Origin of the sequence: Pseudomonas syringae group sp. J309-1 (assembly GCF_032582135.1) — a bacterium.
Classification (GTDB): Bacteria; Pseudomonadota; Gammaproteobacteria; order Pseudomonadales; family Pseudomonadaceae; genus Aquipseudomonas; species Aquipseudomonas quasicaspiana.
Map to the genome: position 1 here is coordinate 1 of NZ_JAWHNU010000011.1, position 12,661 is coordinate 12,661.

Below are 12,661 nucleotides of genomic sequence, written 5' to 3' on the forward strand. Positions count from 1 at the left end.
CCTCGCTGTCGTTGGCTTCTTAAGAATGCCACCGTGGCGCTACTGACGCCTCGGCTTGGGCGAGTCCATCCAATTACGAGATTGCCTGGATTCTGTGGGAGCAGAGCTTGCTCGCGATAAGAGCGCCGCGGATATCAGGAAAATCGCATCCGCGCCTATCGCGAGCAAGCTCAGCTCCCACAAAAGTTAATCCGCGCCTGACCGAACATTGAAAACAGCCGGGCTTCCCTTGGGATAGCCCGGCTGTTTCGTCTTGGCCTTTTGATCCACAGGAGCGTGGGAATGCGTTGGGGTACTTATTTCGCGGTGCTGGCGTCGGTGCTTTCGGTCGGGCTGGCATTGGGTGTCAGCATGCCGCTGGTGTCCTTGCGACTGGAAAGCTGGGGTTACGGCTCGTTCGCCATTGGCGTAATGGCTGCAATGCCCGCGATTGGCGTTCTGCTCGGCGCAAGCCTGGCCAGCGGCCTCGCTGCACGTTTCGGTACTGCCGCGCTGATGCGCCGCTGCCTGTGGGCTGGCGCGCTATCCGTAGGCCTGTTGGCGCTGCTGCCGTATTACACGGTGTGGCTGGTACTGCGGCTGATGCTCGGCGTGATCCTGACCATCGTCTTCATCCTCGGTGAAAGCTGGATCAACCAACTGGTCGTCGAAAAATGGCGTGGCCGTCTTGTCGCGCTCTATGGCAGCACTTACGCCTTGTGCCAACTGGCCGGGCCGCTGCTGCTTGGCGCATTGGGCACCGAGCACGACACAGGCTTCTGGGTGGGCGTGGCGCTGCTGATCATTTCGCCGTTTTTGCTGCTGGGCAGAAGCGGTGCGCCAAACGCCGATGCATGCCGCGTCACCTTCATCGACCTGTTCGCTTTTTGTCGCTCCATGCCCGCGATCGCCTGGGCGGTGGCACTGTTCGCCGCATTCGAGGCGCTGATCCTGACCTTGCTGCCAATCTATTGCCTGCGTCAGGGCTTCACGCCGGAAATCGCCTTGGCGATGATCAGCACCGTGGTAGTGGGCGACGCGCTTCTGCAGTTGCCGATTGGCGCACTGGCCGACAAGGTTTCGCGGCGCACGTTGTTTTCGAGCTGTGCCGTGGCATTGATGGTTTCAAGCCTGCTGGTGCCGCTGCTGGTGAATACCGTGCTGATCTGGCCGCTGTGGGTGCTGTTCGGGGCCAGCGCAGGCGGCTTGTTCACCCTTTCGCTGATTCTGATTGGAGAGCGCTTTCGCGATGACGCACTGGTTCGCGCCAATGCGCATGTGGCGCAGCTGTGGGGGATCGGTTGTTTGCTGGGACCACTGGCGGCCGGCGCAGGCAGCCAGTGGGTCAGCGGTCAGGCACTGCCGCTGTTGATGGCGGCGGGTGCGTTTGGCCTGGTGATCCTGTCATCCCGACGCGGGGCATTCGGGGTTCAACCGGCGGCAACGGCCTAGAGCATTTTCTCCAGGCCCACGACCCGGCTGAACCACGCGTTCAAGCGCCGCCAGGTATCGCCGGGCTCTTTGTACAAGGTGTGGATTTTGCCGTTGTCTTCGGTGACCCACACCACTTTGCCGTCTTCCAGCTTCGCCTCATAACTCAGGGTCGGCTGCATGCCTTGCAAGGCCAGTTCGCGCAGCGCTTCGGTCAATTCGGGGCTGTCTACCAACACGCCGACTTCGGTGTTCCACAATACCGAGCGCGGGTCGAAGTTGAAGGAGCCCACGAACACTTTTCGACGATCAAACGTCATCGCCTTGCTGTGCAGACTGGAATCCGAACCACCGCCAAACGTTCCGCTTTTACTGAACAGATGAGGGCCGCTGCCCCCGCTGTCACTGCCGGGATCACCCGGCTGGCGGCGCATTTCGAACAGTTTCACGCCATGCTCCAGCAACGCCTTGCGATAAGGCGCATAACCGCCGTGTACCGCAGGCACGTCAGTCGCCTCAAGGGAGTTGGTCAGCAAACTGACCGAAACCCCGGCATCGGCGCGCCCGGTCAGGTAGAGCAAACCTTCTTCACCCGGCACGAAGTAGGCGGAAACCAGTATCAGTTCCTTGTTTGCATTGAGCAGCTCAGGGGCCAACTGGGTGGTCAGCAGCAGATGCGGGTCAGGTTCGCCACGAGCCAGCACTTTGGTCGGCGCATCCCACAAGGCCTTGTTATGCGCCCAGATCAATTCGTTGAACCAGATCTTGAGACGTGGGTTTTTCTGGTACGCCATCAGGCGATCGTACAGCGCCTTGTGTTTGTGCTGCGACTCTACGAGCGATGCCTCCAGCCGTTTGCGCGCCTTGGCCAGATCACGAGTCGTCGGCAGGAAATACATGAACTCGGCGATGGGCTTGCTCAGTGTGCTGTTCCAGTATTGATCAAAACTGTGCCCGAGTTGCTCGGCCACCGGACCGACGCTGAGCATGTCGATGTCGGTGAAATTCAGGTTTTCTTCGGCATCGAAGTATTCATCACCCAGATTGCGCCCACCCACGATGGCCACGCTGCCGTCGGCCAGCCACAGCTTGTTGTGCATGCGCCGATGCTGGCGCGACAGATTTAAAAGCCGCCCCACACTGCGGGTCACGCCGGTCTCGCGCCCTAGACTCTGGGGGTTGAACAGTCGAATCTGAATGTTGGGGTGTGCCGCCAGAGTGGCGATGGAGTGATCAAGCCCGTCGCTGGTGGTGTCGTCCAGCAGGATGCGCACGCGAACACCGCGATCCGCCGCCTTGAGCAACTCATCAATCAAGGCACGGGTGCTCAAACCGTCATGGACGATGTAGTACTGCAAATCCAGACTGGTGCGGGCATTGCGGATCAGTTCGGCACGCGCCATGAAGGCTTCGGTGCTGTTGGACAGCAGGCGAAAGCCCGAACGACCCTCATGAGGCTGAGCCATCGCCTGCACAGAACGGCCAAACGCCGAATCCGTCGGCGGCAACGCCTGACTCGGTTCGTTAGGGACATTGATATGAGCACAACCACTGAAGCACAGCGCCGACAACAGGCAGAAGGGCATCGCCCATGTGTTCTTCAAATTCACTACCCCAAGGGCGTTACGACATGGCGTGTATGACCGCAGCTTTTAGATAAAGTCGCACAGAATGTAAGCACTGGCTCTCTTATCTCTACCTACAGGGAGCCGCTCATAAGCATGGAAACGCTCAAGTACGGGCGTGTGCCATCGCTGGACTGTAAGCTTGTTGAACGACCCAACATCTTGAAAAAACTCAACACCATCTGAGTGTTTAAAATCAAATAACAAACCAACATCATCGCGGTTCAATTACTTCGACAGGACGTCGGAAATGAGCGGCATTAGCGATGTACGTTTAAGACTTAAAGGCCAGGAGTTGAACGCAGAATACAAGCACTCGGTAACGATGCCAAAAAGACCCGGTGAAGGCCTGCTGGCACTGTACCTGAGGCGCTGGACCAATCGTGAACAACTTCTGAAATTAACCATGGCACAACTAAGAGATGCAGGGATCGATCCACGATATGCCCGGGAGGAAGGACTCAAGCCGTTCTGGAGAGAATAAGCACTGGCCGTCATGAATCGGACCCGAGCCTTCCTTTTGAGCAGTTTCAAAGTGGAAGGCTTGTCCACCCTGAATACAGCCGTATATAAACCCATTTAAAGTGTTTCAATTAACTCTTTAATCGTACTCCCGACCGTGCGCACCGCGTTCTCGACCTCTGGAGACGGCTTTGCAGCGAAATTCATTCGCAGGCAATTACGGTATTTGCCAGAGGCAGAAAAAATACTGCCCACGGCAATCTGTACGCCCTTGGTCAACAGCGCACGATTCAGACGCAGCGTATCGAAATCCTCGGCAAGCTCGACCCACAACATGAAACCACCTTGTGGACGACTGACCCGTGTACCTGCCGGAAAGTAACGCATGACCCAGTCGATCATTTGCTCGCGACCACGCTGATACTGACTGCGCATGCGTCGCAGGTGCGGCTCGTAATGTCCGCCCTCAAGAAACTCGGCAATCGCCAGTTGCGGCTGAGGCGCTGTTGAACCGGTGCCGATGTACTTCATGTGCAGCACGCGTTCCAGATAGCGGCCCGGCGCAACCCAGCCAATGCGCAACCCTGGCGCAAGCGTCTTGGAGAACGAGCTGCACAGCAGAACCCGGCCGTCTTCGTCGAAGGATTTGATCGTCCGCGGCCGCGGATAACTGAACGCCAGATCGCCATACACATCGTCTTCAATGATCGCCACATCAAAGCGCTGAGCGAGGGTTAGCAAGGCGCGCTTGCGGTTTTCCGGCATGACGTAGCCCAACGGATTGTTGCAGTTGGGTGTCAGCTGTATGACCTTGATCGGCCATTGCTCCAGCGCCAGCTCAAGTGCTTCAAGGCTGATGCCAGTCACGGGATCGGTAGGGATTTCCAGGGCTTTCATGCCCAGGCCTTTCAGCGTCTGCATGGCGCCGAAAAAGCTCGGCGAGTCTACGGCGACGATATCCCCTGGATCACAGATGGCCCGAACGCTGGCCGAAAGCGCTTCGTGGCAACCGGTGGTGATCAACAAATCGTTGGCGGTCAGGTTGCAGCCCGAATCCAGCAGCAACCGAGCCACTTGCTCGCGAAGTGTCTGGTTACCCTGAATGCTGTCGTAATACAGACCGGGCATTTGCTCGTCACGACTGATCCGCCCAAGGGCGCGCATCAGCGGCCGTAGCGTCGGGCTACTGACGTCGGGCATGCCACGCCCCAGTTGCACGAGGTTCGGCAAAGCCTTGACCCGCATCAGGTCCAGCACCTGATCCCACTGGGAGATGTCCACAGGACGCTGCGCCGGACGACCAATGACCGGCAGCGCCGGAACAGCGCGGCTGACCGGCACAAAATACCCGGACTTGGGTTTGGGCAGGGCAAGGCCGCTGTCTTCCAGCACGCGATAAGCCTGCTGCACCGTACTCAGGCTGACGCCGTGTTCAACACTCAACGCCCGTACCGAAGGCAGCCTGTCGCCAGGCCGATAGAACCCGTTTTCGATACGCGTACCGAGCAATTCGGCGAGGTTGACGTAGAGTGTCATGAGCATACTCTCGGCTTTTTGAGTGAGCTAACCATACAGATGTGAGAAAAATACAGCATTCAGCGTCGTTATGAAAACATCTGTATGCAGATAAATAGATTTGTTTGAATCTGTAATGGTTTGTCGCGCCGATTCATCATGTACCCACACCACAACGTAATGAGGGTTGGGAACATGAACGGGTTGAGTGATGTGCGGTTGGCGCTTTACAGTCAGGAACTGAGCAGCGGAAAAGCAGTTGTCGCCAAGACAGCAAGCGGACCGAAGCTAGGCCGCTGGGCGCTGTATCGCCATCGCTGGATGTCACGCCGGGGGCTGCTGAATCTGACTGAAGAGCAATTGCGCGATATTGGCCTGAGCTCCGCTCAGGCGATGCACGAAGGGTTGAAGCCGTTTTGGCGGGAGTGATTACCAGGCCCTGTGACACCTGTGGGAGCTGGGCTTGCCCGCGATAAGGCTGGACGCGGTTCACTTTAGATAGCGTCCAGCCTTATCGCGGGCAAGCCCAGCTCCCACAGGAGACCGCAGTTTCTTGTTAGACCACAGTCGTTCATCAGCCAGCTTCAGCCTCAACGCAATTCCTTCAACCGATGCCAAAGCATCCCCAGCGCCAGCAATGGCGAGCGCAGATGCTTGCCGCCAGGGAAGGTGATGTGCGGGACTTTGGCGAACAGCTCGAAGCCATTGCTGTGTTGCCCGGCAATAGCTTCACCGAGCAGCTTGCCCGCCAGATGGGTCGCGTTAAGGCCGTGTCCGGAATAGGCCTGGGCGTAGAACACGTTGGGCTGGTCCTTCAAGCGACCGATCTGCGGCAAGCGGTTGGCGCCGATGCCGATCATGCCGCCCCACTGATAATCGATCTTCACAGCCGCCAACTGCGGGAACACCTTGAGCATTTTGGGCTGCATATACGCCGCGATGTCTTGCGGGTCACGCCCCGAATAGTGACAAGCCCCACCAAACAACAGACGCCGATCCGCCGAAAGCCGGAAGTAGTCCACCGTCACACGCTGATCACACACGGCCATATTCTGAGGCAGCAACTGCGTGGCCAGGTCTTCACTCAACGGCTCGGTGGCGATTATGTAGCTACCGGCGGGTAAGACCTTGCCGCTGAGTTGCTGGTTGAGATCATTCAGGTAAGCGTTACAACCCAGCACCAATGTCTTGGCCTGAACCAGGCCCTGAGCAGTATGTACTTTGACCTGCGGGCCATATTCGATGCGGCTCACCGCCGAATGCTCGAACACTTGCACGCCCAGCGACTTCGCGACAGCGGCTTCGCCCAAGGCAAGGTTCAGCGGGTGCAAATGTCCCGATCCCATGTCGATAAGGCCGCCCACATAGCGGTCCGAACCTACCACGCTACGCATCTCGCCGGCCTGCAGCAGTTTTAACGAATGGCGATAACCCAAATCGCGCAGCTCATCTGCATCTTCGGCCAGCCCGACAAGATCCCGAGGCTTGTTGGCCAGGTCGCAATAACCCCAGGTCAAATCGCAATCAATGCCATAACGCTCAACGCGCTGACGCACGATTTCGACCGCCTCAATGCCCATCAGCTTCAACTGCCGCACGCCCTCCGCACCGACCACGCCCGTGAATTGCTCAAGGCCGTGACCCACGCCGCGAATCAACTGCCCGCCATTGCGCCCGCTGGCGCCCCAGCCAATTTTTCGCGCCTCCAGCAGCACTACGCTCAAGCCGCGCTCGGCCAGTTCAATCGCCGTATTCAGGCCGGAAAAGCCGCCGCCCACCACGCAGACGTCAGCCTGAACCTGACCTTGCAGCGGCGGATAATCCGGTTGTGGATGGCTGCTGGCGGCGTAATAAGAAGGGGCGTGCTGATCGGTGGCAGTCGATGGTTGAACGCGGGCGTTCATGGCGGGATCCCGTTGCTGGCGTCTGAAAAACATTCCCGAGGATAAGCCGCAGGTTCGGCGACGGGCAAGGCGCGATCCAGACTGTGCTGTCTTGAACCGCTGGACTGAGGCAAAATCACGCCCATTCACAGCGGGTAAGTTTCAATGAGCTGCAACAGTCAGAAAATTCGTGCGTTACGCCAGCAGATCCCTTCTTTCGAATGCGTCCCAGGCTGCCACGACTGCTGTGGCCCGGTGACCACATCGCCGGAAGAAATGTCCCGCCTGCCACGCAAGACAGCGGCCGAGCAGGATGCGGCCATGGACGAACTGAATTGTGTGCACCTTGGGCCCAATGGCTGCACGGTCTACGACGAACGCCCTCTGATCTGTCGCCTGTTCGGCACGACGCCAACCCTGCCATGCCCCAACGGCCGTCGACCGGTGGAGATGATTCATCCGCGGGTCGAAAAGCAGATTCATGAGTACATGGCGTCGACGCGGCAGGTGTTGGTCTAGAAGCCGGATGAGATCCCAACTGTGGGAGCCGGGCTTGCCCGCGATGCAGGCGCCGCAGTCTTTCAGATGAAAAAGGTTGCTTTCATCGCGAGCAAGCTCGGCTCCTATCAAACAAAATATAACTATCTGATTTGGAATGCTTTTTACTGTAGGAGTGACCGGGGTGGCGATCCACATTGCTCGCGATAGCTCCAGTACAGGCAATATATTCATCGACTGACAGGCCGAATCGCGAGCAAGCTCACTCCTACAGGGTCCGTGTTTGCTGCACGACAGCGTGGTGTCAGGGACACCGGGGCGGCTCCCACAAGAGCTCCGCCATTCTTTGGGATGGCCTGGTCTCAATCCGCAATCGGCAGATTCAGGCTCTCTTTCACCTCTTCCATCACGATATAGCTCTTGGACTCCCGTACATGGGGCAGTTTGAGCAAGATGTCGCCCAGCAGTTTGCGGTACGAGGCCATTTCCGAGATACGCGCCTTGACCAGGTAATCGAAGTCGCCTGAAACCAGATGACACTCCAGCACGTGGGGCAGCTTCAGCACGGCGCGGCGGAATTCTTCGAAGGTGTCGCCAGATTTGTAGTCCAGGCTGATCTCGACGAACACCAATAGGCTAGCCTTGAGACTTTGCGGATTGAGGCGGGCGTTGTAACCCATGATGATGCCTTCGCGCTCCAGCCGACGGACCCGCTCTGTGCAGGGCGTCGTAGACAAACCGACGCGCTCACCCAGCTCGGTGAAGGAGATTCGGCCGTCGGCCTGAAGGATGCGCAGGATGTTGCGGTCGATCTTGTCCAGTTCACGTTTGGACTGGGTTTGGGTACGCATGGGTAAACCCCCTCTACCAAAGGCTTCTTTGCCGGGAAATCCCGCCAAATATAGGCACTTATACAGTGAAAAGCACTGCCCTTAGCTGCATATACTGCGCACATCCTTGCTTAAAACTTGAAAACGTCAGCGGATATCCGCGATGAGGTAAATCGACATGCGCGTTCTGGTCCTTGGTAGTGGTGTGATCGGCACGACCAGTGCCTATTATCTGGCACGGGCAGGCATGCAGGTTACGGTCGTGGATCGCCAGCCAGCGGTGGCCATGGAAACCAGCTTTGCCAACGCAGGCCAGGTTTCGCCCGGCTATGCATCGCCTTGGGCTGCCCCCGGTGTCCCCCTCAAAGCAATCAAATGGCTGCTTCAGCGCCATGCGCCACTGGCAATCAAAGCCACTGCCGATATCGACCAGTACCTGTGGATGGCGCAAATGCTGCGCAACTGCACGGCCAACCGCTACGCCGTGAACAAAGAGCGCATGGTTCGCCTGTCCGAATACAGCCGCGATTGTCTGGATGAACTGCGTGCCGAAACCGGCATCGCTTACGAAGGCCGGACGCTGGGTACAACGCAGCTGTTCCGCACTCAGGAGCAACTGGATAACGCCGCCAAGGACATTGCTGTCCTTGAGCAATCCGGCGTGCCATTCGAGCTGCTGAATGGCGACGATATTGCCCGGGTTGAGCCGGCTTTGGCGAGCGTGACCAATATTCTTGCGGGCGCCCTGCGACTGCCCAACGACCAGACCGGTGACTGCCAGATGTTCACCACGCGCCTGGCCGAAATGGCTGTTCAGTTGGGCGTTGAATTCCGCTACAACCAGTCCATCGAGCGCATTGATTTCGCTGGCGACCGCATCAATGGCGTGTGGATCGACGGCAAGCTGGAAACCGCCGACCGTTATGTTCTGGCACTCGGCAGCTACTCGCCGCAGTTGCTCAAGCCGCTGGGCATCAAGGCCCCGGTATATCCGCTCAAGGGCTATTCGCTGACGGTGCCGATCACTAATCCGGCGATGGCCCCGACGTCGACCATTCTCGACGAGACGTTCAAAGTGGCGATCACCCGTTTCGACAACCGCATCCGGGTCGGCGGCATGGCCGAGATTGCCGGTTTTGATCTGTCGCTGAACCCGCGTCGACGTGAAACGCTGGAGATGATCGTCAACGATCTTTATCCTCGCGGCGGTGACTTGAGCCAGGCCAGTTTCTGGACGGGTCTGCGCCCGACCACGCCTGACGGCACACCAATTGTCGGTGCAACGCCATACCGTAACCTGTTCCTGAATACCGGCCACGGTACATTGGGCTGGACCATGGCCTGCGGTTCGGGTCGTTTGCTGGCGGACCTGATTGCTCGCCAGAAACCTCAGATCAGCGCCGAAGGCCTCGATATTTCTCGCTACGGCAGCTCCAAGGAGATCGCCAAAAATGTCCATCCAGCGCCAGCTCACCAATGAGCGCATGAGCCAGATCGTCGTCCATAACGGCACTGTGTACCTCGCAGGCCAGGTCGGCGACGACATGACTGCCGGGATCGAGCAGCAGACCCGCGAGACCCTTCACAGCATTGAACGCTTGCTGGAGTTGGCCGGTACTGACAAAAGCCGTCTCCTTTCAGTAACGATTTACCTGAAAGACATCGACGCCCACTTTGCCGGAATGAACAGCGTCTGGGACAAATGGCTGCCAAAAGGTGTAGCGCCTGCGCGTGCCACCGTTGAAGCCAAGCTGTGCGAACCGGAAATACTGGTTGAGCTGTCGGTTGTGGCAGCGCTTCCTTAACAACGTATCCCCTGTAGGAGCTGCCGAAGGCTGCGAACACTCTTGAAGTCACCTCAGCGACCAAGACCTTTCGCAGCCTTCGGCAGCTCCTACAGTTCTATTCCTTTGCCATCAGAATCCCACCATGCGTCCAGCTCGCGCGATTATCGATCTTCAAGCCCTGCGTCATAACTACCGCCTGGCCCGTGACACTACAGGCGCGAAAGCCCTCGCGGTGATCAAGGCCGACGCCTATGGCCATGGTGCTGTGCAAGTTGCCCAGGCACTTGAGGCCGAGGCCAATGGTTTCGCCGTGGCCTGTATTGAAGAGGCGCTGGAACTACGCGCCGCCGGTATTCGTGCTCCCGTTTTGCTGCTTGAAGGTTTCTTCGAAGCCGATGAGCTGGACCTGATCGTCGAGCACGACTTCTGGTGCGTGGTGCATTCACTGTGGCAACTGGAGGCCATCGAACAAGCCCGTCTGCACAAACCGCTGACTGTCTGGCTTAAGCTCGATTCAGGCATGCATCGCGTCGGCTTGCATCCGCAGGACTTTCAATCCGCTTATCAACGCCTTCAGGCAAGCGGCAAAGTGGCGAAAATCGTACTCATGAGCCATTTTGCCCGCGCCGATGAACTGGACTGTCCGTCCAGCGCCGAGCAAGTTGCGGTTTTCGAAGCAGCCCGCCAAGGCATGAACGCCGAAATAAGCCTGCGCAATTCCCCAGCAGTAATGGGCTGGCCTGATGTTCCCAGCGATTGGGTGCGCCCCGGCATCATGCTCTACGGCGCCACGCCATTCGATCGGCCGCAAGCGGTGGCTGATCAGTTGCAACCGGTGATGACCCTGGAATCGAAAGTCATCTGCGTACGCGATTTGCCTGCAGGCGAAGCGGTGGGCTACGGCGCAACGTTCATTACCGAGCGGGCCAGCCGCGTTGGCGTGGTCGCCATGGGTTATGCCGACGGTTATCCCCGAGAAGCGCCTACCGGGACGCCAGTGTTGATCGATGGTCAGCCGAGCCAACTGCTGGGCCGCGTATCGATGGACATGCTGTGTGTCGACCTGAGTCACTTACCGAATGCGGGTCTGGGCAGCCGGGTCGAGCTGTGGGGCAAGAACGTCCTGGCCAGCGACCTGGCGTCTCGCGCAGGCACCATTCCGTATCGCATTTTCTGCAATCTGCGCCGGGTGCCAAGGGTTTATCAGGCTTAAGATACTTATCTGAATCGAGGTACTTTTTTCTGTGAGCTCACGGGTACCGCGAGGCAGCGATAGCAGTCTTTCTGATACTCCGCCATCGCGGCCTCGCGGTGCTCATGCGCTCCTACAGGGGGTAATGGTTAGCCGCTCGACAGCGCGGCGCTTGCCAGCCAGTTCCCTGGATATTCCGTAACAGGTCCAAGTGTTGTAAATACTGAACGCTATTGCCATGATGGCGCTCAACTCGACCTTGCCTGATCTATATCTAGGAGGACTGCCGCATTGGACGTCGGTGAACGACTGCAATCCATTCGTAAACTCAAAGGTCTGTCCCAACGCGAGCTTGCCAAACGAGCAGGCGTGACCAACAGCACCATTTCCATGATCGAAAAAAACAGCGTCAGCCCCTCGATCAGTTCACTCCGGAAAGTGCTCGGCGGGATTCCCATGTCCATGGTGGAGTTCTTCTCTGAAGAGCTCGAGCAGCAGAACCCGACTCAGGTGGTTTACAAGGCCAGCGAGCTGATTGATATCTCCGACGGCGCGGTGACCATGAAACTGGTGGGCAAGGCGCATCCGAGCCGCTCAATCGCATTCCTCAACGAGGTGTACCCGCCTGGTGCCGATACCGGTATCGAGATGCTGGTGCACGAAGGTGAGGAGACCGGCATCCTGGTCGAAGGTCGTCTCGAGCTGGTCGTCGGGCTCGACACTTACATTCTCGAAGAGGGCGACAGCTATTACTTCGAGAGCACCAAGCCGCACCGCTTTCGTAACCCGTTTGACGTGCCAGCGCGACTAATCAGCGCAGCCACTCCGGCTAACTTCTAAGCCAAAGATCCGATAATCAAGGGCTGCAGCGCAAGCCCTTCAACGTCGAGTCGCAGCCCAATAACCTTTCTTATTGCAGGGTTGTTTCGGACGTTCAGGGCAGGGGATATACTCTCGCCGCCTGCTAAACCGTGGCAGGTGTGCGTGAATAGTCTCCATGAGGGTGGAAGCGTGAACCTGACCAACAAGATTCTGGCCATTGCCGCAGCACTGACTTTTTGGGCGTTCAGCGCTCAGGCAGCGACCAGTGAAGAGATTGCCAAACGGCTGGAGCCGGTCGGCCAGGTCTGCATTCAGGGCAAGGAATGTGCAGGGACAAGCGTCGTCGCATCGGCGAACAGCGGTGCTGCCAAGAACCCCGACGACATCATCGCCAAGCACTGTACTGCCTGCCACAGCATCGGCTTGCTGAACGCACCGAAAATCGGTGATACCGCCACCTGGAAAGAGCGCGCCGATCAGCAGGGCGGCCTGGATGGCCTGCTGGCCAAGGCGATCACCGGGCTCAACGCCATGCCCGCCAAAGGCACTTGCGGCGACTGCACTGATGAAGAGCTCAAGAGCGCCATTCAGAAGATGTCGGGGTTGAAGTAAACGACCAGACCTATCACTTGTAGGA

13 protein-coding genes are annotated in these 12,661 nt (G+C 58.2%); 9 read left to right on the top strand and 4 right to left on the bottom strand.

Annotated elements, in window-relative coordinates:
- Positions 1 to 282: 282 nt before the first annotated feature.
- Complete coding sequence (locus tag RX972_RS08670) at positions 283 to 1,431, top strand: MFS transporter (RefSeq protein WP_316874070.1); 1,149 nt, start codon at positions 283 to 285, stop codon at positions 1,429 to 1,431.
- Here the strand turns inward: RX972_RS08670 and RX972_RS08675 are convergent.
- On the bottom strand, positions 1,428 to 3,014 hold the full coding sequence (locus tag RX972_RS08675) for a phospholipase D family protein (protein WP_231674849.1): 1,587 nt from the start codon (positions 3,012 to 3,014) through the stop codon (positions 1,428 to 1,430). The two genes, RX972_RS08670 and RX972_RS08675, sit on opposite strands and share 4 nt — an antisense overlap.
- A 271-nt stretch (positions 3,015 to 3,285) precedes the next feature.
- Here RX972_RS08675 and RX972_RS08680 point away from each other — a divergent pair, with 271 nt between their 5' ends.
- On the top strand, positions 3,286 to 3,519 hold the full coding sequence (locus tag RX972_RS08680; RefSeq protein ID WP_122395704.1) for a DUF1127 domain-containing protein: 234 nt from the start codon (positions 3,286 to 3,288) through the stop codon (positions 3,517 to 3,519).
- A 95-nt stretch (positions 3,520 to 3,614) separates the two neighbouring features.
- Here the strand turns inward: RX972_RS08680 and RX972_RS08685 are convergent, their stop codons facing one another.
- A complete protein-coding gene (locus RX972_RS08685) occupies positions 3,615 to 5,033 on the bottom strand; it encodes a PLP-dependent aminotransferase family protein (protein WP_027902761.1) in 1,419 nt (472 codons plus the stop codon).
- 174 nt (positions 5,034 to 5,207) lie between these two features.
- Between RX972_RS08685 and RX972_RS08690 the strand changes: the two genes are divergently transcribed.
- Positions 5,208 to 5,441: a DUF1127 domain-containing protein gene (locus RX972_RS08690; protein ID WP_122708542.1), complete on the top strand. Its 234-nt coding sequence runs from the start codon at positions 5,208 to 5,210 to the stop codon at positions 5,439 to 5,441.
- A gap of 161 nt (positions 5,442 to 5,602) precedes the next feature.
- Here RX972_RS08690 and RX972_RS08695 read toward each other — a convergent pair whose 3' ends face one another.
- Positions 5,603 to 6,916 (bottom strand): FAD-binding oxidoreductase, encoded by a 1,314-nt coding sequence (locus RX972_RS08695; RefSeq protein WP_316874077.1) that lies wholly within the window; start codon positions 6,914 to 6,916, stop codon positions 5,603 to 5,605.
- A 144-nt stretch (positions 6,917 to 7,060) separates the two neighbouring features.
- Here RX972_RS08695 and RX972_RS08700 point away from each other — a divergent pair, with 144 nt between their 5' ends.
- On the top strand, positions 7,061 to 7,414 hold the full coding sequence (locus RX972_RS08700; protein ID WP_027901534.1) for a YkgJ family cysteine cluster protein: 354 nt from the start codon (positions 7,061 to 7,063) through the stop codon (positions 7,412 to 7,414).
- 341 nt (positions 7,415 to 7,755) lie between these two features.
- On the opposite strand, the gene RX972_RS08705 is transcribed toward RX972_RS08700, so the two are convergent.
- Positions 7,756 to 8,244: an Lrp/AsnC ligand binding domain-containing protein gene (locus RX972_RS08705; RefSeq protein ID WP_027901535.1), complete on the bottom strand. Its 489-nt coding sequence runs from the start codon at positions 8,242 to 8,244 to the stop codon at positions 7,756 to 7,758.
- Positions 8,245 to 8,401: 157 nt separating this feature from the next.
- Between RX972_RS08705 and dadA the strand changes: the two genes are divergently transcribed.
- From dadA to RX972_RS08730, 5 genes are all read left to right on the top strand, one after another.
- Positions 8,402 to 9,703 (top strand): D-amino acid dehydrogenase, encoded by a 1,302-nt coding sequence (gene dadA / locus RX972_RS08710; protein ID WP_316874081.1) that lies wholly within the window; start codon positions 8,402 to 8,404, stop codon positions 9,701 to 9,703.
- The gene (locus RX972_RS08715) at positions 9,675 to 10,028 is read left to right on the top strand and encodes a RidA family protein (RefSeq protein ID WP_316874083.1); all 354 of its coding nucleotides are present in this window, start codon (positions 9,675 to 9,677) and stop codon (positions 10,026 to 10,028) included. Before dadA ends, RX972_RS08715 begins: the two co-directional genes overlap by 29 nt.
- A gap of 124 nt (positions 10,029 to 10,152) precedes the next feature.
- On the top strand, positions 10,153 to 11,223 hold the full coding sequence (gene alr, locus RX972_RS08720) for an alanine racemase (protein WP_316874085.1): 1,071 nt from the start codon (positions 10,153 to 10,155) through the stop codon (positions 11,221 to 11,223).
- A gap of 270 nt (positions 11,224 to 11,493) precedes the next feature.
- Positions 11,494 to 12,042 (top strand): cupin domain-containing protein, encoded by a 549-nt coding sequence (locus RX972_RS08725; RefSeq protein ID WP_027901539.1) that lies wholly within the window; start codon positions 11,494 to 11,496, stop codon positions 12,040 to 12,042.
- 171 nt (positions 12,043 to 12,213) lie between these two features.
- Positions 12,214 to 12,636 (top strand): c-type cytochrome, encoded by a 423-nt coding sequence (locus RX972_RS08730; protein ID WP_316874088.1) that lies wholly within the window; start codon positions 12,214 to 12,216, stop codon positions 12,634 to 12,636.
- The last annotated feature ends 25 nt before the right edge of the window (positions 12,637 to 12,661 follow it).